Annotated in this window: 19 protein-coding genes; 3 read left to right on the plus strand and 16 right to left on the minus strand. The window is 57.3% G+C overall.

Translation table 11 applies throughout. The features are described from left to right. Positions 1–145 precede the first annotated feature (145 nt). The 16 genes from ACN6KF_RS13985 to tssH all read right to left on the minus strand — a co-directional run bounded on the left by ACN6KF_RS13985 (position 146) and on the right by tssH (position 21,176). Positions 146–2,155, minus strand: coding sequence for a caspase family protein (locus ACN6KF_RS13985; RefSeq protein WP_434957414.1), 2,010 nt, complete (start codon positions 2,153–2,155; stop codon positions 146–148). Between the two features lie 377 nt (positions 2,156–2,532). Continuing rightward, complete coding sequence (locus ACN6KF_RS13990; RefSeq protein ID WP_434957415.1) at positions 2,533–3,231, minus strand: hypothetical protein; 699 nt, start codon at positions 3,229–3,231, stop codon at positions 2,533–2,535. Continuing rightward, entirely contained in the window at positions 3,219–3,950 is a 732-nt protein-coding gene (locus ACN6KF_RS13995; RefSeq protein ID WP_434957416.1) for an RHS repeat-associated core domain-containing protein, read from the minus strand. Before ACN6KF_RS13995 ends, ACN6KF_RS13990 begins: the two co-directional genes overlap by 13 nt. 6 nt (positions 3,951–3,956) lie before the next feature. Further along, a complete protein-coding gene (locus ACN6KF_RS14000) occupies positions 3,957–4,616 on the minus strand; it encodes a transposase (RefSeq protein WP_434957417.1) in 660 nt (219 codons plus the stop codon). A 73-nt stretch (positions 4,617–4,689) separates the two neighbouring features. Next, positions 4,690–5,166 carry an SMI1/KNR4 family protein gene (locus tag ACN6KF_RS14005; RefSeq protein ID WP_434957418.1) on the minus strand — a complete coding sequence of 159 codons (477 nt, stop codon included), beginning with the start codon at positions 5,164–5,166 and terminating at the stop codon, positions 4,690–4,692. 21 nt (positions 5,167–5,187) lie between these two features. Then, the gene (locus tag ACN6KF_RS14010; protein WP_434957419.1) at positions 5,188–6,309 is read right to left on the minus strand and encodes an RHS repeat-associated core domain-containing protein; all 1,122 of its coding nucleotides are present in this window, start codon (positions 6,307–6,309) and stop codon (positions 5,188–5,190) included. A 33-nt stretch (positions 6,310–6,342) separates the two neighbouring features. Further along, a complete protein-coding gene (locus ACN6KF_RS14015) occupies positions 6,343–7,002 on the minus strand; it encodes an REP-associated tyrosine transposase (protein ID WP_434957420.1) in 660 nt (219 codons plus the stop codon). Positions 7,003–7,087: 85 nt separating this feature from the next. Further along, on the minus strand, positions 7,088–7,672 hold the full coding sequence (locus tag ACN6KF_RS14020) for a hypothetical protein (RefSeq protein ID WP_434957421.1): 585 nt from the start codon (positions 7,670–7,672) through the stop codon (positions 7,088–7,090). Between the two features lie 10 nt (positions 7,673–7,682). After that, positions 7,683–11,702 carry an RHS repeat-associated core domain-containing protein gene (locus tag ACN6KF_RS14025; RefSeq protein WP_434957422.1) on the minus strand — a complete coding sequence of 1,340 codons (4,020 nt, stop codon included), beginning with the start codon at positions 11,700–11,702 and terminating at the stop codon, positions 7,683–7,685. A 41-nt stretch (positions 11,703–11,743) separates the two neighbouring features. Beyond that, a complete protein-coding gene (locus ACN6KF_RS14030) occupies positions 11,744–12,895 on the minus strand; it encodes a hypothetical protein (RefSeq protein ID WP_434957423.1) in 1,152 nt (383 codons plus the stop codon). Positions 12,896–12,913: 18 nt separating this feature from the next. Further along, entirely contained in the window at positions 12,914–13,339 is a 426-nt protein-coding gene (locus ACN6KF_RS14035) for a PAAR-like domain-containing protein (protein ID WP_434957424.1), read from the minus strand. Between the two features lie 9 nt (positions 13,340–13,348). Further along, positions 13,349–14,533 carry a DUF2169 family type VI secretion system accessory protein gene (locus tag ACN6KF_RS14040; protein WP_434957425.1) on the minus strand — a complete coding sequence of 395 codons (1,185 nt, stop codon included), beginning with the start codon at positions 14,531–14,533 and terminating at the stop codon, positions 13,349–13,351. A gap of 5 nt (positions 14,534–14,538) precedes the next feature. Beyond that, positions 14,539–17,079, minus strand: a complete 2,541-nt coding sequence (gene tssI, locus ACN6KF_RS14045; protein ID WP_434957426.1) for a type VI secretion system tip protein TssI/VgrG — start codon at positions 17,077–17,079, stop codon at positions 14,539–14,541. A gap of 84 nt (positions 17,080–17,163) precedes the next feature. Further along, the gene (locus ACN6KF_RS14050; RefSeq protein ID WP_434957427.1) at positions 17,164–17,670 is read right to left on the minus strand and encodes a hypothetical protein; all 507 of its coding nucleotides are present in this window, start codon (positions 17,668–17,670) and stop codon (positions 17,164–17,166) included. Between the two features lie 210 nt (positions 17,671–17,880). Beyond that, positions 17,881–18,357, minus strand: a complete 477-nt coding sequence (locus ACN6KF_RS14055) for an Hcp family type VI secretion system effector (protein WP_434957428.1) — start codon at positions 18,355–18,357, stop codon at positions 17,881–17,883. Positions 18,358–18,398: 41 nt separating this feature from the next. Further along, positions 18,399–21,176: a type VI secretion system ATPase TssH gene (gene tssH / locus ACN6KF_RS14060; RefSeq protein ID WP_434957429.1), complete on the minus strand. Its 2,778-nt coding sequence runs from the start codon at positions 21,174–21,176 to the stop codon at positions 18,399–18,401. A gap of 371 nt (positions 21,177–21,547) precedes the next feature. Here tssH and tssA point away from each other — a divergent pair, with 371 nt between their 5' ends. From tssA to tssC, 3 genes are all read left to right on the plus strand, one after another. Next, complete coding sequence (gene tssA / locus ACN6KF_RS14065) at positions 21,548–22,615, plus strand: type VI secretion system protein TssA (protein ID WP_434959676.1); 1,068 nt, start codon at positions 21,548–21,550, stop codon at positions 22,613–22,615. Positions 22,616–22,727: 112 nt separating this feature from the next. Further along, positions 22,728–23,243, plus strand: a complete 516-nt coding sequence (gene tssB / locus ACN6KF_RS14070; protein WP_434957430.1) for a type VI secretion system contractile sheath small subunit — start codon at positions 22,728–22,730, stop codon at positions 23,241–23,243. Between the two features lie 26 nt (positions 23,244–23,269). Beyond that, positions 23,270–24,751, plus strand: a complete 1,482-nt coding sequence (gene tssC / locus ACN6KF_RS14075; RefSeq protein ID WP_434957431.1) for a type VI secretion system contractile sheath large subunit — start codon at positions 23,270–23,272, stop codon at positions 24,749–24,751. Positions 24,752–24,775: the final 24 nt, after the last annotated feature.

Consider the following 24,775-nt stretch of genomic DNA (forward strand, 5'->3'; position numbering starts at 1 on the left):
CCGGAAAGGCGCACGCCATCATGCGCGAGGCAGGGGAATAGGGGAAGTGGGGTGATTTGGGGAGGGGGTGACTATGAGCCCTCTCCCCAAGCGAACGGCCTTCACAGGAACCACCGATCATGCCCAGGCTGATCACTGAACGGGATCACGGATTGGCGGCGACCTCGGCGAAGGTGATCCTGCCGCGTGCGACCTCCTCGCGCTGAGCCGGGGTCAATCCCGCCAGCGCCTTCTCCACCAGACCCGACCCATGCAAACTCTCATCCGGCCAGTCGCGCCACGCATTGGGATTGATGTCCTGGCTGACCAGGCCGCCCTCGGCATTGCGCACCCGGCTGCCATAGATGACATAGCCCGGCGGCACCGTGGCGGGCTGCCCCTTCTTGCCGGTGGCAAGGTCGTAAATGCCCTGGACCTCAGCGTCCAAGGCGATCACGCCCACATATTTGCCGTCGGGGTCGATACCCATGATGTTGGCGATCGGCGCCTTGACCAGGTTGACGGCATCGGTGGCCAGGTCCCAGATCTCCATGCCCTGTTCGCTCGACCCCACGGCATAGGTGCGCACCATATATTTGCCGGCAGGATCGCAGACGGAGACGGTGACCGCATTGCTCGCCTCACGCAGCCGCACGGTCTTCCTCTGTGCGAGATCATAGACGCCGAGCAGGCGCTTGTCGTTGTCGAGATCGAGGGCGAAGCACACCGTGTCATTGCTGCCGAAATTGGCCTGGACCAGGCGCCCGCCCCGTTTCTTGCCGTTGGCTTGGGCGAGTTGGCCCGACTTCACGGCGAGCACCGGCTTGCGGCTGGCGACATCGATGATGGTCAGCGCGCTGGAGCCGTCGCCGCCCAACAGTAGCCGGCTCTCGTCCGGACTGAATTCCATCGAGGTGACATAGCCGCCGGCCTTCAGGTCGAAGAGCCCGGTGCCATCGAGCCCGTTCCACACGGTGACCACATTGTCCATCTCGGTGACCAGCAGGTTGCCGTGCGGGCTGAACAGGAATTTCGAGACCCTGCCCTTGGTCGGCAGGCTCGCCAGCGCCTTCTTCTCGGTGACCGACCATAGAGTGAGGTCGCCGGACTGGTAGTCGGCGCTCATCTGGTAAACGGCGACCCGCCCCTGCGTCGATACCGCCACCTGGGAGAAGCCGGGCTTTACCGGCAGCAAGGCCTCGCGGCTCTGCACGGCGGCATAAAGCGCAACATAGGCTTTGGAAAAGCGCTGGAGCGCCGTCTCGTCCGGAGCCACAGGCAGACCTTTCAAGGCCTCGACGATTGCCTCCTCCCGCCTGCCATTGGTGTTGAGCAGGGTCTGGGCCCGGGCGGCATGGTTGTCGGAGACGGACTGGGCCTCGGCCAGCGTCTGGCCGCCGCCGAGCTTGAGTTCGTCGGTCAGCGAGGATTTCATCCAGGGTGTCTGGGCCCAGTCGGTCTCCTCGCCCACCGCCTTGGTGACATCGCTCATGATGCGCTGGATCGAATAGCCGGAGGTGCCGACCGCCTTGACGAAGGCGCCGGTGAAGGGGCTGAGCTCGCCCTTGCCGTCCAGCGCCACCGCATTGGGCGAGGTGGCATAGGCCACCATCAGCCCGCGCGCCTGCACGGCGCCGGGTGCCGCCGCAGCCCCTGCCCCCTCGACCCGGGCGATACCGCGCCCGGTCGAGACCGAAAGCCCGGCCTGGCCGCCCTCGGCCATCGGATTGTTGCGGCAAGCATCGAGGAAGACCAAAGTCGCCTTGGCGCCCTTCTGCAGGGTATCGACGATCGGCTGCACCGGCACGAAGCCATGCTGGAGATCCTTCGAGGTGGCATCGGTGGCCACCAGATAGTTCTCGTCCCTGATCTGGATGCCGTGACCGGAATAATAGAACATCGCCACATCGGCCCCGGCCGCACCGGCATAGGCGGTGGCAAGGCAGTTCTGCAGGCTCGCGCTGTCGGCATCGCCGGCGAGGAAGACCTCGAAGCCGAGCGCCCCCATCGCCTTGGCCACGGCCTGCGCATCCCGAGCCGGATTGGGCAAGGCAGGAATGCCGTTGCCATAGCCGCCATTGCCGACGATGACCGCCACCCGCTTGCCGCTCGCGCCCGCCGGTGCGGGGCGGTGTTCGCAGGCAGTAGCAGCCTCAGCCGGATTGCTCGGATTCAAGCCAGTGACCGCAGACAAAGTTGCGAATGATGCCGCCACAAGCCAATAAACGATTTTCATACCATTTCCTAAAGTCCGCTGCGATAATCTTTCCAAGAGATGAGACTATCTCTGTCGTAGGTTTGTAGGAAATTCGAGAGTTTAGAGCAGAATGGGCGATGTTTCTCAGCCTGAGAGTGACGATTAAAAATACGGCCATTAAGAATCCAAACCTCGCGCCCACCATAGCTACCTTTTCTAATCGACCAAACAATCGAGAAATATTGACGTTCCCAAGTCGAATTAGCGGGCATGATACAATTTGAATTAATTGGGCCCAATGAAGGACACTGTCACTACGATTTAGTCGTCTAATTTTTTAATAGGGATTTTTCTGTCTATTTTCGCAATATGCGGGGAACGGAAATATTTGGAAGATCTTTATGTCCCGAGTTTTGAGGCAAATCTCGAATGTCAATTGAATCAATAATTCCAGAAACAGCACTCATTACTGATGATGGCAAATTAATACTTACTACTTTATCTCCAATTTCGGTATTAATCAATATTGAATCATTTATAACCCGCATGGCATCAACTTTTACGCGACCAAAGGGCTCAATTTTGTTATAAAATAGCTCATGCCCCATACTATATATAAAAAAATGATCGCTTTGGTCAGACCCCTTTCCTTGAATTATCTTCAAATTGTATCCTTCTCGCCCAGAATAAAATCCGATATTTACATAAGAAAATTTTGTTTTATCTTCCGAAAATTCGATATTTTCATTATATATTTTGAAAATGGCCCTATTAAGCAATACTGAAAAATGACTACCTCCAAAAAACGATTGCTCAATTACATTAATTCCATCCTCCAATACACAAAATAATGTCCTTCCATCTTCCGATATCGATATCTCTTTAATACGAAACGGCTCTTCACCATCATCCTTATACGGATTATTATTGCAATAAAAATCATCCTCAAGACGATGTTTAAATATTTGAATATTATTTAAGTAAGCTGAAAACTCTCCAATTCTGTTATCATACACAATTCTTCCGTATTTGTACTTTGTATCTATTTTCCGCATGGTGTGAAATCCCCTATTTTCTTCAATGCCTCCCAAGCAGCATCCGATCTTGCTTGCCTTCTCGTACCTCCAATAGCATTAAGTACAGATTGCACCTCGGATTGAGCAGATGAAAAAGATGAGGCCGGTATCGTGAATACACCTTTCGTTACCCCGCCAATTGTCTGCGGGAACGTTACACTTTTTGCTCCACCAGCAATCAGCTCATCAAATATATTTGCACGACAACCGGCACACATACCCGCAGTCCCTCTCTCCCCTCCCATCATACCAGTTATATCGCTGATGATTACATCTTGTCCCCGTAATGCATTTTGTGCGTTTAATTGCCTTAATTCATCAATCTCAGCATGAATACCCTTACCGCTCTCACCAATAACACTATTTTCTCCAGCACTTACTTTCGCTTTAACCTGACATAGCGCCAAACCAAGGGGGTCAATGCCGTTTGCAGGTACCGGCACGTAGCCTTGGGGTTTGTAGCCTCCGTGAATACCGATAGGATCGCGGCTTACATACTGCCCCGCCAGCGGATCGTAATATCGGAATCGATTGTAATACAGCCCACTTTCTTCATCCTCCCATTGCCCTTGAAAACGGATCGGGCAAAGGAAGCGTGCCTCCATCACAACATCTGACTCGTCCTTCAGCGCCAGGGCGCCATGAATTACGGTGGGAATTACGGTGACAGTGCATTCTATGCCAGTCCAGTCGATCAACACCAGCTACCCTTGCTTAGGCTTAGGCCCGCGTTTCCCCGGCCTCACCTCGCGGCCGGTCAATACCGCGATGCGATCGATGAAGGCAGCATCGCCAAGAGGGCGTCCGATACTCTCCGCCCGGCGAATGCGGTTGAACATCGCCTCGTCCACATTGTCGAGCAGATCGGAGAAATCGGCGATACGCTGGCGGACCGGCGAAAGGCTGGTGATGCCGTCTTCCTGCCCGAACAGATGGGCCCGCGTGCTGGCCCAGGGCCAGTCCTGAGCCCGCTCCACTAGGCCGGCCCGCACCGGATTGAGGCTGACATAGCGCACCGCGTGCAACAGATGCGCCTCATCCATGGCAACCGCGCCATAGCGCCCCTGCCAGAAATGTCCCGTCCGTTTCTCACGCGCATGGACATGGCCGGCATAGCGACGATGGGTTGGCGCCAAGGCCCGCCGCAGGCCATCCGGATCAGGCGGCACGAGAATGAGATGCACGTGGTTGGGCATCAAACACCAACCCCACACCTCGACGCCGGCAGCCTGGCAATGGACCGTGAGGCAGTCGCGGTAGAAGACATAATCCTCGACACCAAAGAAAGTGCGCTGCCGCCCATTGCCCCGCTGGGTGACATGATAAGGCAGACCGGGAACCACGATGCGCGCAAGCCAAGCCATCAAACCAGGATTTAGCCAGACTTAAGTGCTATCGATAGAATGCACTGTCGCCGTCATTTATCCAATTTTTTTGTCAATCATAAGCATCCCCCAGGTATGAAAAATCCTTTTTCAACCAATACCAATAGTCACCGTTACTATCATATATTCTCTTTACAAGATCTTCAAAATTATACGACAATATTTTAGACGATCCAGCAACGCCATGGATTTCATGAAAACTATCGTAACATCTACCATTTCTTTCTGATCCTAGATCAATTGAAACAAATTGCTCTTCTCCGGATTTTGCAATTATGTACCAAGATGAAGATCTATCTTCTTCGTAATTTTGACCAATTATTTTAATATTTGATAAGATTAATTCCCCTGGAGGAACTATGCTCATAGAATATAAAGAGTCATAGAAAAAATCTACCCCACCACAAATTTTATAGAACGACAATAGATCATCAGGAATTATATGCCCTTTTGCTACTGTCGGTAGCCCGGTTGCGGGATATAGGCGGCATCGAGGGTTTTTTGAAATTATAGATAGGATTTCTTCCATAGACATACCCTCCTCTGTTAGTCATGGTGTGCACCCACATTTACAACTATAAATATAGCTATGGAGCGCGTTAAAGTAATTTTTGCGAGCATCGGCAGGCACCTTTGCCGCGTCAAACATTCTCTCCGCAAGAGATTGCGCCTCCTGCGGCGATACTTTCGTCCAGTCAACTTGGGCACCTACTGGGCGGCCGAAGTTCTCTGTTAACCAATCCCTATACACAGCCTTTGTGGCCGCATGTTGCACAGCCGTCAAAGCAATTGTTGGGCTTGAAGCTGCACGACTAGCATATCCAGGAATATTAGCAGCAGCCCAGACATCCAACACCCCGTGATGATTCTCCAAAGGGGAACTGGAGGGCCTATATGGAACCACATCATGACAAGATACCAACCCGTATGGATCTATCATAACGTTGGGTTGATGGACATATGCCGACGGCTGAATACCTCCACCTAGCCCAATGGGATCTCTACTTATATACTGCCCCGCGAGCGGATCGTAATATCGGAATCGATTGTAATACAGGCCGCTTTCTTCATCCTCCCACTGTCCCTGAAAGCGGATCGGGCAGAGGAAGCGCGCCTCGACAATCGATTCGACTTCGCTCTTTAGCGCCAGGGCGCCATAGATCCGTCCACCGCAGCGCGAGTCGACCTCACCGTTCCCACCACTGCTCGACCGCGTCGGCCGTTCCAGCGGCGCAAGCACGTCTGCCCAAGGATCATCGACCTCCGGGGCATTATCATTGGCCACCCCGGCCACCCATAGCCGCCGCATCTCGCCCCAGGTGCGATATTCGGCGGCCCATCGCAGCTTACCACTTTCCTCAAACATCTCACGCGGCGTGCCAAGATGGTCGGTGACGATATAGAACAGGGTGCCGTCCGGCGCTTCCTTCGCCAGCGGCCGGAAGGAATTCGGCTCATAATGCCAGCGTTTCGCTTTGTTCCAGTCGATGCTGCCGTCGAGCCGCAGCGGTGCCTCCTCGGCGATGACGTCGCCATCCCAGCTGAAGGCCACGCCGACGACCGGTGCTCCGAAAAGTCCTGGCTGCCCCTCGCCGCCGCCAACGCCAGTGCCGCTCGTACGAATACCGGCCAGGCCGAGGGCTTCCAGCCTGGAATTACGGTGACAGTGCATTCTATTCTGCCCCGCCCGCCCAACCGACGCCAACTACCCTTCCTTGGGCTTAGGCCCGCGTTTCCCCGGTCTCACCTTGCGACCCGTCAATACCCCGATGCGGTCGATGAAGGCGCCGTCGCCAAGCGGGCGTCCGACACTCTCCGCCCGGCGGAGGCGGTTGAACATCGCCTCGTCCACATCGTCGAGCAGATCGGAGAAATCGGCGACGCGCTGGCGAACCGGCGGAAGGCTGGTGATACCGTCTTCCTGCCCCAGAAGATGGGCTCGCGTGCTGGCCCAGGGCCAGTCCCCTGCCCTCTCCGCCAAGCCGGCCCGCACCGGATTGAGGCAGACATAGCGCACCGCATGCAGTAGATGCGCCTCATCCATGGCAACCGCGCCATAGCGCCCCTGCCAAAAATGTCCCGTCCGTTTCTCACGCGCATGGACATGGCCGGCATAGCGCCGATGGGTTGGCGCCAAGGCCCGCCGCAGGCCATCCGGATCAGGCGGCACGAGAATGAGATGCACGTGATTGGGCATCAGGCACCAGGCCCACACCTCGACTCCGGCAGCCTGGCAATGGACCGCAAGGCAGTCGCGGTAAAGGGCGTAATCCTCGACACCAAAGAAGGTGCGCTGCCGCCCATTGCCCCGCTGGGTGACATGATAAGGCAAACCAGGAACCACGATGCGCGCAAGCCGAGCCATCGTAGCACAATGCGGCCAGACTTAAGTGCCGTCAATAGAGTGCACTGTCACCGCAATAGAAGAGCGGAGCCCGCATTCAATTATTTTAAATAAATCGTTCAGAATACTTATTGATTTCTTTTAAATTAATTGCACCTGCCTGAAGATCGTCGATGAATGAAACTTGAGTGTCTATTTCATCTTTTAGTGCTTGCTTATTTGATGTCAATCCGAATTCCGCTTTATAATCAGAAATATTTAGATTATTCTCTGCACACAAAAGCAAATTATGAACGTTACCGTCCAAAATATAATCTAAAAAATTCTCCATTCCTCCAATTGTCAATATACATACCCACGATATATGTTCATTTTCTGGATTCCTAGAAACAATTTCATCGTGAATCCATACGGTATTATTTAGTATACTCTTAATATTGATTCCATCCTCAATCAGAGGACCATCGATACTATTGGATATAAATATACTTTCCCACAATTTCTCTAAAAATTTTCTTATATCATTAGTATATATTTCACCTTCAGACTCCTTTTCAATAAATGAATTCATTTCTTTGTCGCTTAGATTATTATAAACACACCAAATTCCAAACAGTATTCTGTTATTTGAATCAAAATCATTGACAGCCTTATCTATGTAATTATGATATTCTGCAATCGTGCTGACCATGATTGTGCCTTTATTTTGCGAGATTCGGCAGCAAACTAGCTGCACAAGTTACGCAACATAAGTTCCGCTTCTGGCTACCCCAAGATACGCCAAATTTATTTACCTTTACCCCATCAGGCAAGTTGCGGAGGATGGATGTTTCCGCATGATTATCTAGGGGATCCACCGCCCGAAACGCGGCCCCAGAAAATATATTACCTTCAGGAATACCCATATCGAGTAGCGCTTGTCGTTGCGCTGGATTGAGATAGGTTCCACTACCGGAGGCGTAGATTTGTCCGTTTGTGCCTTCAAATATTGCTACAGCAGAATTGGCGATTGCGCGTGCACTTCCGGCGAGATTGTGGATTCGTTCGGCTTGGTCGCCTAGTTCCTTGCAACCACCCAAACTGGACGCTGTCTGAGCTAACCCCCAAGGATCAACCCACAGATTTGGATCTACAACATATGCGTGTGTCCTTGGTCCACCCCGAAACCCAATGGGATCTGGGCTCATATACTGCCCTGCCAGGGGATCATAATATCGGAACCTGTTGTAGTAGAGCCCAGTCTCCTCATCCTCCCATTGTCCCTGAAAGCGGATCGGGCAAAGGAAGCGTGCCTCCATCACAACATCTGATTCGTCCTTCAGCGCCAGGGCGCCATAGTTCCGCCCGCCACCACGCGAGTTGACACCATCATCTCCACTATTGCTCGACCGCATCGGCCGTTCCAGCGGCGCAAGCACGTCTGCCCAAGGATCATCGACCTCCAGGGCATTATCATTGGCTGCCCCGGCCACCCATAGCCGCCGCATCTCGCCCCAGGTGCGATATTCGGCCGCCCATCGCAGCTTGCCATTCTCCTCAAACATCTCGCGCGGCGTGCCGAGATGGTCGGTGACGATATAGAACAGGGTGCCGTCCGGCGCTTCCTTCGCCAGCGGCCGGAAGGAATTCGGCTCATAATGCCAGCGTTTCGCTTTGTTCCAGTCGATGCTACCGTCGAGCCGCAGCGGTGCCTCCTCGGCGATGACGTCGCCATCCCAACTGAAGGCCACGCCGACGACCGGGGCTCCGAAAAGTCCTGGCTGCCCCTCGCCGCCGCCAACGCCAGTGCCGCTCGTACGAATACCGGCCAGGCCGAGAGCTTCCAGCCTGGCGGCATCGAGCCGCGAGCGCCCGGCTTCGGCCGCGGTGACACTGATCGGAGCCAAGGCAGCTGTGTCAACCGTGCCCCCTAGGTGAGCCGCATATTGCCTCGCCTCCGTGGCGCTGAACTCGCGCACCTTCCACACCCGCCGTCCGAACGGATCATAGCCGTAGCGCCAGGCTTCTCCCTCCGGCGTGAGGCAGCGGACCAGCCGATCCTTGGCATCCCATCCATAGCGCCAAACCTTCGGCCGGAAGCCCTTGCGCTCCACCCGCCGCTCCACCACCCGGCCGCGGACGTCATGTTCCAACTCGATGCGCTCGCCCTGCGGGCCGGTGGCGAGCTTCACCCGCCCGCCGGACGACAGGAGCCAGCCCTGAATACCGCGTCTCTGGCCGGCGCCATCATAGCCCGAACCCGCAATGGACGGCGTAATGCCGAGGCTGTCGGCGGCCGGACTAGGCCCCTCGCCAAAGCCCGCCGTGTTCAGCGCCGCATCGTAGCGGAAGCGTTCACCTGCGCCATCGCCAAACCTCGTTTGCGTGATCTGGCCATTGGCATCATAGGTATAATCGAGCTTACCCCAGGCGGCATCGGCAATGACTGTCGGTGCGAAGGCCTTGTCCCAGCCATAGAGGCGCTCCATTACGGGAGCGGCGGTTGGTCCTCTCGCCGCGCGCTCCGCCGCCAGCGCAGCCTCGAGTCCGCCGCCGGTGATCCCCGGTACGACCCCGGCACTTTGGCGCACCAATTGGCCGATGACATCATAACGTTGCTCAAGCGAGAAGCCTGCCCCGCTCGCCCGCGACATTTCCCGTCCCAAAGCATCCCGCCGAAAGAGAAGGGGGGCGTGCTGGTTGTCGGGATTGGTGCCCACGATCTCCAGCCGCGCCAAGCCCCCCATCGGATCATAGAAGCTCTTGACCAGCCGCCCGCCGATGTCGCGCAGGATGCGGTTGCCGCAGCAATCATAGGTGCTTACCACTCGCCGCCCATTCACCGCCTCGGCGTCGACCCGGCCGAGCCTGTCGCGGTGATAGTCGACAAGGGCCGCGCCATTCTCGGCCCGCGCCATCAAGCCGCGCCCGTCATACCAGAAGCGCGTCACCTCGCCCGCCTCGTCCTTATTGGGGGCCTTGCCGGGCTCATAGGCTTCCTCGCGCGTGAGCAGGCCGGAGGCATCATAACCATAAAGCAGCCGCGCTCCGTCGGCGTGACGGCTTTCAATCAACCTGTCGGCCGCATCGTAGCTGTATTCGATGGCGAGGCCGTCGAAATCTTCCTCGCGAATGACACGCCCGCCGCCATCGCGCTCGAATGTCCAGACCCTATCTTGCGCATTCGTCACCCTAAGGAGCCGGCCGGCCTCATCATAGCCAAAGGCGATAAGCCCGCCCCTGGCGTCCTCTAGGCCCTCGAGTCGGTCATGCGGCCCGAAACGATAGCGCACCGTATGGCCGTTGCCGTCCGTGAGGGCGGCAAGCCCGTTCGCAGCGTCATAGCGGTTGATGGTAGCAATGCCATCGGGGCGAGTCACCCGGCTCGGCGTCCAGAAATCGAGGCCGCGCTGGTCCTCATAATCCAGGCGCGTCACGCCGCCGAGGGGATTGGTGACAGCAGTAATACGCCCGAAAGCGTCATAGCTGAACTGCGTGCGCTCACCGCGATAGTCTCGGATCGCAACGAGGCGGTGATGGGCATCATAGACACGGCTCTCCATCAGTCCGTCGGCGCGCATGATTCTGACCGGCAGGCCAGCCTCGTCGTTGACAATTTCGGTGCGCGTGCCCTCAGGCGTCTCGATCGCAACGAGGTTGCCCTCCTCGTCATAGTCATAACGCCAGGCAGCACTCTCGCCATCAAGCGCCAGCGTTAGATTCTGCTGCCCATCGTAGGAATAGAAGGTTTCGCGACCCTCGGGGTCGATGATGGATTCCACATTGCCATAGCTGTCATAGGCATAGCGAGTGGCATGACCAAGCCCATCGCGCAACGCCAGCATTTGGCCACTATCATTATACTCGTATGTTGTGACAACACCGTTAGCATCGCATCGAAAAATCAATTTACCGCTGGCATTGAATTCGGATTCAATCCGCTTACCAACGTCCCCACCTGGCAGCAACGTAGTGCGTCGCGCCTCTAAATCGTAGACGAAAACATCGGGTGGGTCGTTAACCAGCCCCGCCGCAATAACACGGCGCTTGGCGTCATAGGCCAGATGATAGTCTGTTCGCCGACCATCATGCCAACGCACAAGAAAACCATTGGCATCGTAGCTATAGTAGCGAGAGGAACCATAAGTACGTTCAGCCGCAACAAGGTTGTTCTTGTCGTCATAACGGTATCGTACCAGTACGCGGCGCTCCCCCTTCGTACCGACAAGGTCGATTGATTGACGCGCCCCTAGCCGGCCATTGGCAAACTCCAAGACGAGCCCGTCTGGATGGACCAACCGCTCGAGATGTCCTTCAATATTACGATGAAAATGAATCTTCAGGGCGTTTTTGCCGACAATTTCCGTCAAGCGCCAAATACCATCGGGACCCTTGTCGAAATGTCTGGTGATCGAACCTTCACGTAATAACAATGAACGATTGCGGCCCGCAGAGAGAGCAAGCTCCGGATATTTACTGTTCGTCTCCTCCAGGCCTGGACCTGGGGTTGGTTGGTCGAAGTGGATGCGCAAGCCAATTTCATTGCGATAGACAAGTTCATTCCTGTCATTTCGCCAGATTGTTACATCGAGAGGAGAGGTTCGTCCGCTGCCGAGAGCTCCATCAAGCTGCCGAGCAGGATCATAATGTGTAAAGAGCTCGAATGGTAAGGAACCGCCGAGCGTAATCTCGGAATCGGTCGAAACGAATGTGCCCATCGACAAAACAATACGCTCTGGCATATTCTATCCTTGCGCCATGAATTTTATCGACCAATACCTAGCTAACATGCACAAACCTCCGCTTCCTTTACCTTTCCTTTTTCGCTACGAACTGTAGCTTCGACATCTGCTCGAGCCTGACGTTCCGCGGCAACTTTATCTTTGAGTGCACGCGCCGCCTTTGCGTCCATTGTTCCAGCCTTGACCGCCTCATCGATCGCGCCTTCGGCTGCCTTGGCGTCCATCTTGACCAGACGCTCGAATCCTTCCGTTGCCGCTCGGTTGAGACTGGGAAGTGCCTTTTCAATTGCGCTGGCGCCCTCGCCCAGTAATTTGCCGCCCTTTGTAACCAGTTTTTCCCCTGGAATAATGCCCGCTGCAGAAATCGCGGCTGCGGTAAGCTCGCCATTCGCCGCCTGAAGTCCGGCCAAAGCAATTGACGCAGGTATTCCAACAAACGGCACTACGGAAGCGATATCGAGCGCCGTTTCTCCTTTATGGTACCATCGATTATAAAATTCGACGGGTGTATCTTTATTATAATTTCCGTAATTATTAATAGCCTCTTGTGCGCATTTTTTTGCGTTTTCCTGATTTTCCGCTTTTGTGGAACTTAAGAAAATATGACCTGCCCTGGCTGAATAAGGAGAAATTACATCGTGGGCATTTTTATAATCCTGAACACAAGACTCATATTGAGCCCTTGCCTTTTGACACCAGGAATAGCGTATCTCCTGATCCGTATTTTCTAGGAAATCCTTGGCCGGTGTATCTTTAGCTTCATCGTAATTCCTTTGTAATGTCCGGATATTGTTAATGGCATTAATTTGAGATTGATTAGCCGATACCGAGGAGAGTCCTTCAATATTTTCAGGACCGCCAGCACCAAATCTATAGGGAAAAGCAGCGTTCAGTTGTTCCCAGTCTGGAAATTGATCCGTTGCTTCGCTAATTTCCTTAGCAATATCTTTAATTTTCTCCGCTTTTTTATCTTCAGCGTGCTGCATAAGCGTGTCACACCAATATTCCATTTGGCTCTGCAGAGAATCGACATGGACTCTCGCGTTACCATTTCCTTTGTATAGACCGCGTGCCTCTCTGATCGTCGCTCTATATTTTAGAATCACATCGGCATAGAGAAAATTTCCACTCCGATCTCTTATTTGATCATCAGAGAGAGTTATTTTATTATATCTGTAGTCTGGATCATTCATAATAACAGCTCCTATTGTCTAGGTATTCCAGGAGCTTATCTGGATTTTTTCTTGCTCAAATTCTGCAGGTATTTCTTTGGGGTCCGGGGTCGGGCTGTTGATCATGGCAGGATCACCATCTCTAACCACGGGATATCCATTGATCGCCACATAGGCCGAAGATTGGATTGCAGCCGCATACGCTTTTTTATAGCCCCGAACCGCGACGCCTTTCTCACGACCAGCTTCATGGCCATGCACCCACTTGGCCCGAGCATTGAGATGAAAGTCTGCAAGCGCATTGTCATTCACATCAGATGACGTCCGCACCGCCTTATCGAAGAAGGCAATACTGGAATAGGCCACCGGCACGACGGATGAGCCCATTGGCGTGAGGCATACATCCGGCCCGGTCGAAGCAATAAAATTCGAAACATGCTTTCGCGCGGTGATAGGTGCTACCATGAGCCTCTCCTAAACGACTTCACTTGGGTCTGGCGAAGCTGGAAACAGATCGCGCAAATGCACGCCATTCACGTTCATCCAACCTTGCGCCTGATGAATCGTAATTATCTCAAATTTATCAACCTCGAATACCGCCCTTCCTGAAACATAAATTTGCTTATGGAGTGGATTTTCTACATCTAATTTAATATGTATTGTATCAAAATTTATTCTTATACTTTTTATGTTTTCAAATTTATCACTTAATTGAACTAGAATAGAAGGAACATTGAAACTCAACACTTTTCGTGTCTTTTCTTCCTCCGAGGCATTGGTCAGAGTGACTGACACCTGACCATCTATGAATTGACCATCGGGCCCTCGAAGCATGTTAGCCGCCGAATTATGATAGCTAAACTGGTAGTCCGCCGGCCATTGTGGCCAAACTTTCTCCATCCAGTCTTGATCATAGGTTCCGCCCAACGGTCGCCTTGGCAGCCAAGCTGGCGGGATTGGACCAAATCCTTGCGGCTGGTAGGTTTCATAAGGGTTGGAGATAGGATCGCTCACATCCTCGATCTGCGGCGCCGCGACCGGTTTCGTATGGTCTGTCCAATCCTTGTCGATCCACCCTCTTCCAACAGGATTGTATTCGAAGGCTGCGACAACTTCTTTGCCGTCGCGGTCGAGACCTTTGGGCATCAATCCACCAAAGGCATATTCGTACCGGATGGGCAGTTCGACGATCGGCTCTGGCTCGCTCAACTCCCAACCGGCAAAAAGACTAAGGTATTTCTTCCAGTTCCTGCGCTCATCGTCATTCAGCGCGCGCTTCCATTTGGGCACCCACCAACGCGGACCCGTGACCCTTATGGTTTTCTCTATTTTTGTTCTGAATTCGTCCTCGACCGCTATGTGGCAAAGCCAGGACGAAATTGGCTTCGTACACGGGGCCTTGGCGACCAGACCTACAAGGACATCAGTGGCCGGTTTATAAGGCACGAGATCGGATGGATATCGCAATGAGCTAGCATTTAATTCGCCATAGCACTCATCCGAAAACAACAGAGGCTCCTGCTCCCTGGAAAGTATACAAGTTCCATCCTCATTGATATCAAATGCCATCTTTACAATGACGACACCAAATTCTTTCCCGTTACTATCACTATTTATATAACGGATATTAGAGAATGGTGTAAAATTCTTCATCTCCATAGCGATTATGACTTCTTACCTAGATGAATAACTTCACCTAGTTGCTGGAATTTACCCTCCGCCTCGAAGAAGAATTTAACTCCTTTGATGACAACATGCCCATCCTTGGTCATGATCAACATGGCCTTTGGGGGGGTGGTATTGCCATCCTTGTCCTTGCCGCCTCCGACACCCAACTGGAAAGTATCGCCTACATTGATCTGGTACGTGTGTCCGATTTTATGAATCGATGCCTGTCCCACATTCAACACGTCAGCGGCCCCCACTTGGGTCGTCCTGGCTATGCCGATGTTGGATGCATGCATCCGCCCGATGGTCTGGCTGAGCACGCCCCCGCCCAACAGCCCACCCAGCGTGCCAAGCGCCGATGTCCCAGCCGCGGCCATCGGGGCGCCGCCAGCCTGGAACAGGGCCTGGGGGGCGACATTGGCGGCGGCCTTCAGGCCCTGGTCGAAGAGGCCGGAGGCGACGCCGAGCACGTTGTTCATCAAGGAGCCGGCAATGCCCCCCGCGATGCCGCCCTGCCCGCCGGCATCGGCCGGCGGTACGAAGGGTGGGGTGGAGAGGATACCGCCATCGCTGCCGCTACTTCCTCCCTCTGCCGCCGCCGCAACGCCGAGGCCGGATCCGCCGCCCAACCCGCCCAGAGCGGCCTGCGTCACCGCCGAGGCCGCCGCGCCGGCGGTCTTGCTGGCGGCGCTGCCGGGCTGGCTCGCGGCGGCCTGGGCCGCGATCGCCATGGCCTGCTGCAGCATGCCCGCGCTCTGGCCCATCAGCCCGGCGAGCGGGGCCAGCAAGGCAGCCGCGCCCATGCCGGTGGTGGCGCCCACCACCTGGTTGAGCCCGCCGCCGACCTGGTGGTTCATGTTGGCGCCCACCGTGAGCTGGTGCTGCTGGCCGTAGGAATGCAGCGCACTGGCATCCACCGTGTGGATCTGGTTGTTGAGCACCTTCGAGGTCATGTCCTTCTGGGCATGCAGGTGGAAGTTCTCCTGGCCCGGCGCGTCCTCGAAGGAGAACTCGTTGAACTTGGTCGGGTCCTTGGACTTGTAGGTGTTGGAGCGGAAGATGCTCTTGGTCTTGTGCTCGGGCAGTTGGTAGGGCACCTGCTGGCTGGCATTGGGCACCAGCGCGGTGATGATCGGCCTGTCCGGGTCGCCGCCGAGATAGGAAACGATCGCTTCCATACCCACGCGCGGGATGATCTGGCCGCCCCAATTGCCGCCACCCCAGTTCTGCGCCACCCGGATCCAGCAGGTGTCGGTGCCGTCCTTCTTGGCGCGGCGGTCCCAGGGGAACCACACCTTCACCCGGCCATATTTGTCAGGATGGATCTCCTCACCCGGCGGGCCGGCGATGATGGCGATGTCGGTGCCGTCGATGCGCGGGCGCTGCGTCGAGCGGTGCGGCGTCGCCGGCACCCGGCTCGGCAAAGCGATGAAGCGGTTGGAATAGTCCGGCTCGCCCTCATTGGTCTCGTAGGAGCGGTCTCGCGCCACATGCACGATCTGGAAGGTGACGTGCTCCTCATAGCTGTTGCCGGGATTGGCGACGTCATAGGGCTTGAAGCGCCGGCCGGGCTGGAGCGTGCGGATGGAGGAAGCGCCCTCGATGCGCTCGAAATCGGCCTCGGCGGCCTGCATCCTCAGCTTGGACTGGCGTTCCACCCGATCGTTGGCGATGCCTTCGGAGGCACTGTCGGAACCGTAGCCGCCGACCATGGGGTATTCATAGAGTTCATAGGCCTCGTTGCCCGGCAGCGAGACCAGGCTCGGCGTCTCGCCGGAAGGCACGGAACCGGGGGTGAGGAAGTTCCAGTCCCCCGCCGAACGCTTGCCGGGCACATAGGTGAAACTGCGCTGGAATTTGGTGAGGTGGTTGCGGTCGCTCGAGCCCATGGCAAGGCGCACATCGGTTTCCGGCCCGCTGGTATAGCCCGAGACATGCGAGGCGATGTGCATGACATGCCTGGCCGCGACCGAGCCGGCCTCACCGCCCTCATGCTCGAACCAGAAGAACAGGCCGTCCTCCTCCAGGCGGCGCAGAAGATAAGCGAGGTCCGTTTCATTGAACTGGACCGAATAATGCTGGGGCTTGGGTTCGGGGATGACGCCCGAGGTTACCGGCGCCTGCAGCTTGTGCTCGGAGAGCAACGTGCGGGCGACGTCGAGCGAGCTCTTGTCCTGCCAGATCCGGCAGTCCGAACGCTGGCTCATCAGCCAGTGCTGGGGCCGGATCTCGAGCTGATAGGCGCGCAGGCCCCGCGTCACCGGCGGTCCCTCGACGAGGCGCACCACCAGTCCATTCCAGGTGCGCCGCTCGCCCTGGCCGAGTTCGAGGGAGACGTCGACCAGCTTGCCGACAATCTCGTTCGGCTTGATGTCGGTCTTCTTGGAGCGCACCGCGATGACGAGCGTGAACAGATCGTTCACCGCCTCGCGCATCTCCACATGTTCGGGCAGCAGCACATCCGAGCCCAAGGGCGTCTCGATGCGCAGGATGCGTTCGGCCTGGATGTAGGATGCTGAGCTGGCGTCGCCGTCCATCGAATGCAATTCCTGATCTGATGCTTGAATTCAAACCTCACGCAAGGCGGGGAGTATCGTTCTCCTGGCCTTCGAAGCGGCTATCTATGATCCAGACGAATATTCCGCGGCGAAGCGCCGAATGAAGTCGTCAGCGAGCGTCTTGAGATTGAACTGCCGCAATATTTCCAAGCGTCTCGTCTTGGTGTTGTAATAGGCGGCCGCGATGAGGTTCTCGTCGCCGTACTGGATGAACGGAACCGTCGCATTGGTATGCAGGATCACGCTCGGTGCCGGGTCTTCCCCGTAATAATCGATGAATCCGAGGGAGAGCTTCTTCTCGGCGCTGCCCAAAAAAGTGGCGCTGAAGGTGTTGTATTTCCCGACATAGGCGAGCGTTGGCGTCAATTCACCGGTTGGGCGCGTGGTGATCTGCTGGCCTGGCGTAATCCATTCCTCGAACAACTCCCTAGCCCCGGGCATGCCCGGCAATTTGCGCCCCTTGAAATAGACGTCCTCGACCTTGGCCAGAGTGATCACGTGCCGCAGGCCATGCTTGTGCTTGGTGCCGACGACCTTGATCCCCTTCACCTTCTGGCTTGGCGCGACCATGTCAAACAGAGGGCTGCTGCTATATTTTTCTTCGACAATGAGATGCTGGGGTGTGAGAGAAACCTTTCGAATACCGTCCTGGAATCCCATCGTACTCCCCTTCGCTGATGTGAAGCCTGTGTTGGTGGCGCCTCGATCGAAGATCCCGAGGCGTAAACGAACGAATTGGACGCCAGCCGATGAAGGCCGGCGTCCAGTGCGGCGCAGCTCTTAGGCGGCCTTCGTCGTGGCCAGATCGTAGGTGGCGATCGTCGGCGAGCCGTTGCTGTTGTCCTCGCCGTAGGGGGTGTACTTCACCTGCATCTTGGTGAAGTTGAGCCGGATCGTCTCGACCGGGCGGTCGCCATTCGAATCGACCGAATAATTGGCCAGCAGCGTGTTGGTCAGCGTGTATTCGATATAGGTGTTGCCGGGGCTGCCGGTGGACACCAGGTGGATCACCGCCGTCTTGCCAGTGCGGCCCGAGCAGGCTTCCTGGAACAGCCGGGTGGAGGAGGAATCGCTGACCTTGGTCAGGATCACTTCCGAAATCGTCGGCTCGGACGCTTCACGGTTGGCGGCGGAACCCGCCGAGGTGTTCATGTTGCGCGAAACATTCCAGTGAATGGCTTCGATATCCATCCACTTCTTATGCTGTTCCTGGGTGGCGTCGCCCTGGATACCATCGAGCTGCAGATAAATCGGCATACTACTTCTCTCCTGTTCGAAGTTGAATCGGCCTTGTCAGGTCAAGGCGCTCGCGCCTTTCTGGGTCGTACCGCATCCGAATGAGCCTTCTTGCCATTCGAGGCTGCTTTATCCGCCGGCCGTTTCCTCGGCCCGGCGAATTCCTTGGCGGCCGCCGCCGGCTCAGCGCCAATGCTGAAACGGCGTCCGTCAAATCCGATCTCGATCCGCGCCGCCTTGCTTCCGGCGGCGACCTGATCGAGGAAAAAGGTGGACAGATCCGGCAGAAGCTCGCGCGCGATCATCGCTTCGATGGCACGTGCGCCCATCTCGCTGGTGCCGGCGCGGGTAACCAGGGCCTCACGCGCCGCAGGCAGAAGGACAACGTCGCTGCCATAGCTCGCCGAAACGCGGCCCTGAATGCGCCCGATCTGGATGTCGACGATGCCCGACAACGCCGCCTTGTCGAGCGGCATGAAGGGCAGGACGGTGGTGCGGCCGAGGAAGGCGGGCTTGAATTGCTTTTGCAATTCGCCGAGCAGCAGCCCCTCCAGCGCCTCGCCTTCCGGCATGGTGTCGGGATCGCCAGCCAGTGTGGCCAGCAGTTCCGAGCCGGTATTGGCCGTCATCACGATGGTGGTGTTTTTGAAATCGATGTCGCGGCCTTCGCCGTCGCGCAGCGTGCCCTTGTCGAAGACCTGGTAGAAGATCTCCTGGACCCCGGGATGGGCCTTGTCGATCTCGTCCAGCAGCAGCACGCCATAAGGCCGGCGCCTGATGGCCTCCGTCAGCACGCCGCCCTCGCCATAGCCGACATAGCCGGGCGGCGAACCAAGGAGCATGGAGATCTTGTGCTCCTCCTTGAATTCCGACATGTTGATGGTGGTCAGATGCTGGCTGCCGCCATAGAGCAGGTCGGCAAGCGCCAGCGCCGTCTCGGTCTTGCCGGTGCCGGACATGCCGACGAACAGGAACACCGCCGGCGGCCGGCGCGGATCGGAAAGCCCGGCCCGGGCCGTGCGCATCGCCGAAGCGACACGACCGATGGCGCCGTCCTGGCCGATCACACGCTCCTTCAGGCGCGCTTCCAGCGTCTTGACCGTCTCGATCTGGTCGGTGAGCAGCTTGCCGACGGGTATGCCTGTCCAGCGCGCCACCAGCGAAGCGATCACCTCGCGGTCGACGGCGCGCGGCAAGAGAGGCGTTTCGCCGGTGAGTTCTGCGAGGCTGTCTTCGGCGACCGCAAGCGCGGCGCGGGCGCTTTCGCGGGTACCGGGCTGCTCGGGGAAAGGCGCGACATTCCCATCATCACCGACTGGCGACGAGGGCTCGCCTGCCTCGTCTTCGCCCGACAGGATCGCCTCCAGCCGATCGGCCTCCTCCACCAGACGTACCTCGGCCTCGAAGCGGGCCTGAAGCCCCTCGATCTCGTCGGCGATCACCGCGAGTCGGTTATCGATCTGCCCGCGCCGTTCGAGGCCTTCCGTGCTCTCCGGCTCCTTGACGAGCCAGGCGGCCTCAACTTCCAGCAATTCGCGTTCGCCCCGCAGCGATCGGATCGCCTCCGGAACGGCCTGCCGCCCCAGGGATACCGCCGCTGCGGCTGTATCGATGAGACTGATCGCCTTGTCCGGCAATTGGCGGGCTGGAATATAACGTGCGGATAATCGTACCGCCGCAGCCAGCGCTTCGTCGCGAATACGCACCTTGTGATGGGACCGGAAGGCGCCGGCCACGCCACGCAGCATGCGGATCGCGGTTTCTTCGTCAGGCTCATCGACCTTCACGGTCTGGAAGCGGCGGGTCAGCGCCGCGTCGCGCTCGATGAAGCGCTTATATTCACCCCAGGTCGTGGCGGCGATGGTGCGCAGTTCGCCGCGTGCCAGCGAGGGCTTGAGAATGTTGGCGGCATCGCCTTGTCCGGCTTGGCCGCCGGCCCCGATCAGGCTGTGCGCCTCGTCGATGAACAGGATGATCGGCACAGGCGAGGCCTTGACCGCATCCACCACGCCATGCAGCCGGCGTTCGAACTCGCCTTTCACCCCGGCCCCGGCCTGCAGCAGGCTGAGATCGAGCGACAGCAGGCGCACACCCTTCAGCATGGCCGGCACATTGCCGCCCGCAATCTCCAGGGCCAGCGCCTCGGCGATGGCCGTCTTGCCGACGCCGGCCTCGCCGACCAGAATCGGGTTGTTTTGCCGACGGCGCATCAAGACGTCGATGACCTGGCGCAGTTCACGGTCACGCCCGATCACCGGATCGATGCGACCGGAGCGGGCATCCGCCGTCATGTCCTGGGTGTAGAGACGCAGGAAATCGCTCTCGCCGGCGGCCGCCCCGGTCGGCGCTGCCACCCCAGCCAGCGCCTGATCCGCATTCCCGGTCTTGAGATCGGCAAGCGCCGCTTCGACGGCCTTGAGATCGATGTCCCGCAGGCTCGGGGCCGTGGCTCGCGCTACGATGCGAAGGCTCTGCTCGGTGGCAAGCGCCACCAGGAGATCGCCGAATTCCACGCGGCTGCGACCAAACTGCAGCGAAGCCACCAGCCACGCCTCACGGGCAAGCGTCAGCACATTCTGCGACAGAGTCAGCTGCGCCTGACCGTCCCGCGACAGGTCGGCAATGGCCATGTCGAGCTCGCGCCTGAGAGCTTCGACGCGGAGCCCTGCCTGTTCAAAACGCGCCACCAGATCGGGCGCTTGGACAAGCCCGCTCAGCCAGTGCGCGACCTCCACAGTGGGGTTCGCATTGCGTGCGGCGATGGACGCAGCTGTCTCAAGAGCGACACGTAGCTCCGGTCCCAACATCCTGACAAGTTGGTTGAGATCAATATTCGGCATCCACGAATTCCACGTAGGTTTTTCTGCTCATGCACAAGTGCGCCGTAACGTCAATCGAGTTAAGCAGGATTCCTATTTTCCGTCTATAGAGCTATTATTACAAAAGCCAAGATACCGGTACACCACTGCGAGTCTATCCCTAAAATGGCGGTACGATAGTACATGACAATTTGATGACATTCGCGCGACATGATTCATATAATTCTTCATCGATTGGAAAACTGTAAGCTAATACCATAGTCCGTCATTAATTCATCATACCGGCTGTGGCATTGACATTACTGTACCTTTGGAAACAGAATGCTTGAGCATTTGGAAGCAGACTGCCATCGGGATGTGTCAGGAGTTTAAAGCTTGGGGCCGCTGTGCTGATGGATTTGAGGGAGATTATCTCTCCACTTGGGCAGGACAGCCCATGCGGCGAGAATATCAGGGTAACTCCCAAATATCAGGAAAAGTATTATCGGATTAAGGACGCTCGAAATGCTGCTCGAAGCGTTGAGCGTAGTGCGTCTCCGAATGAAAATATTCGACTTACGCCGGCCTGGCATGAAGTCAATGAACTAGGTCTGCAGATCTTGTCGTCCAATAGCAAGGATATCGAAATCCTTGCCTGGCTCGCCGAGGCCCAGCTTAGGCTGCGTGGCTTCGAAGGGCTGCGGGACAGTTTCGCGGCCATGATGTCGCTTTTAGACAATTATTGGGAGCAACTGCATTCCATTGGCGACGACGACATCGAGGAGCGATTGGCCCCCCTTGCCGGTCTCAATGGCGTCAACAGCGAAGGCTCGCTGATCCAGGCGATTCGACTGGCCTCGCTGGTGCCCAATGGCAGTTTTGCCCAGCACTCGCTATGGGACTACCAGCTCGCTCAGCGCGCCGGAGAAACCGAACGTCGCGATCTCCTGCACGAGGCAGCCACGGAGGCGGGAATCACCGCCATGGCCGCACATCTGGCCGTCGTCAACGACTGCATCGCCTCCTTTGCCAAGCTGGCAGCGGTGCTGACCGAGCGCTGTGGGGATCGGGCACCGCCGAGCTCCAACACCCGCAACGTATTGCAGGAAGTTGCGGCAGCCATCCGGGATCTCACCGGCCTTGGTGGGGAAGAAGGCGATACGGCGCCGGTCTCCACGGCCGAGATCCAGGCGGCCAGTGTCGGTGTCGCCGCTCCAGCATTGGCAGCACCGCGCTCTCTTGCCCCCGGCAGCGTCATCGGCTCGCGCGAGGAAGCTTTCGAGATCCTGCTCGCCGTTGCCCGCCATTTTCGACGGACGGAACCGCATTCCCCGATTTCCTTAGCCATCGAAACACTGGTGCGCAGAGGGCGCATGGACTTTTCTGAACTGCTGGCCGAACTCCTTCCCGAGGCGCAGACGCGCAATGCCGTCCTGACCGCGGCCGGGATTCAGGCCAAAGCCGAGAAGCGGGACACTTGAGAGGCGCCAGCGGGCTTGACGGGGGTTGAGGCCCTCGCCCCCGCCAGCATCTCCCGTTCCGACGATACAAGAAATTATCAGCGTGCTTCATGGCACAGATAGGAAGACCAAGATGGAAAGCGTTCACGCCAAGCTCGAGAGGGTGCGCAAACCCCGGGTTCACATCAAGTACGAAGTCGAGACCGAAGGGGCGATGGTGGTCAAGGAGCTGCCCTTCGTCGTCGGCGTGCTCGGCGATTTCTCGGGCAATCCGACCCAGCCGCTCAAACCCTTCGGCGAGCGCAAATTCGTGCAGATCGACCGCGACAATTTCGACGACGTCATGCGCCGCATGACGCCCGGCCTCAATATCGCGGTCGAGAACACCCTGGCCGATGATGGCACCGATCTCGCCGTCAACCTCAAATTCGAGAGCATGGAAGACTTCGAACCCGGCTCGATCGTCAACCAGGTTCCGGCGCTCAAGGCCCTGCTCGACGCGCGCAACCAGTTGCGCGACCTGATGAGCAAGGCCGACCGTTCCGAGGATCTCGAGCGTCTGCTCGAAAGCATCCTGCAGAGCCAGTCCGACATCAAGAAACTGGTCGGCCAACTCGACGGCAATAACAAGGACGGCTCGGCGAACTGACGCCTGAGCGATACGAGGATCGAGCCATGAATGCCAAGACTCAAGCCCAGCGCGATGTCGTCGTCGAAACCTCCGCGGACGAGAATCTGCTCACCCAAGTGGTAGCGGCTACGCGTCAGACCGAGCCGGACCGCGCCCAGGACCTGCTGCGTACCCTGACCGACCAAGCTCTCAAGGGCACGGTCGTCTACGACCGCAACCTGACGGTGACGCTCAACAACGCCATCGCCGCCCTCGACAAGACGATCTCGCGCCAGTTGGCGGCGATCATGCAGTCACCCGAATTCACCAAGCTCGAAGGCGCCTGGCGCGGCCTCAACTATCTGGTGAAGAACAGCGAGACCAGCGTCAATCTGAAGATCCGGGTGCTCAACGCCTCCAAGCGCGATCTCGCCAGGGACCTGTCCAAGGCCGTCGAGTTCGACCAGTCTCGCCTGTTCAAGTCGATCTACGAAGACGAATTCGGAACGCCGGGCGGCGAGCCGATGGGCGCCATTGTGGGCGACTACGAATTCGACAACTCCTTCGATGACGTCCAGTTGCTGCAGGGCCTGTCCTCGATCGCGGCAGCGGCTTTCGCCCCCTTCATCTCGGCGGCGAGCCCGCGCATGTTCGGCTTCGAGGACTATCGCGACCTTGCACGCCCGCGTGATCTCGAGAAGATCTTCGAGACGGTTGAGTATGCCAAGTGGCGTTCCTTGCGCGAAAGCGATGATTCACGCTTCGTCACCCTTGCCCTGCCGCGCGTCCTGGCCCGCATGCCCTATGGACCCAAGACGCATCCCATCGATGAATTCGGCTATGACGAGACCGGCGATTCCAAGACCGGCGAGCTGCCGCATGACAATTACTGCTGGATGAATGCCGCCTATGTGATGGGCACGCGCCTGACCGAGGCCTTTGCCAAATATGGCTGGTGCACCGCCATCCGTGGCGCCGAGAATGGCGGCAAGGTCGAGAACCTGCCGATGCATATCTTCTCCAGCGACGACGGCGACCTCGATCTCAAATGCCCCACCGAAGTCGGTATCACCGACCGGCGCGACGCCGAACTCGGCAAGCTCGGCTTCCTGCCGCTGTGCCACTACAAGAACACCGATTATGCGGTGTTCTTCGGCGCGCAGACGACGCACAAGCCCAAGCTGTACGATCGGCCCGAGGCGAATGCCAATGCCGCCGTCTCGGCACGCCTGCCCTACATGATGGCGACCTCGCGCTTTGCCCATTATCTCAAGGTGATGGGCCGCGACAAGATCGGCTCCTTCATGGAGGCCAAGGATTGTGAGGCCTGGCTCAACCGCTGGATTTCCAACTATGTCAACGCCAATGACGAGGCGGGCGAGGAAACCCGGGCGCGCTATCCGCTGCGCGACGCCAAGGTGACGGTGCAGGAGGTCCCGGGCAAGCCCGGCTCCTACAACGCCGTGGCCTGGATGCGTCCCTGGCTGCAGATGGAGGAACTGACGACCTCACTGCGCATGGTCGCTCGCATTCCTGCCAAGAACTAAGCCGGCAAATATATCCTGAGCCGT

The sequence above is a fragment of the Labrys methylaminiphilus subsp. lupini genome (assembly GCF_051161885.1).
Taxonomy (GTDB): Bacteria; Pseudomonadota; Alphaproteobacteria; order Rhizobiales; family Labraceae; genus Labrys.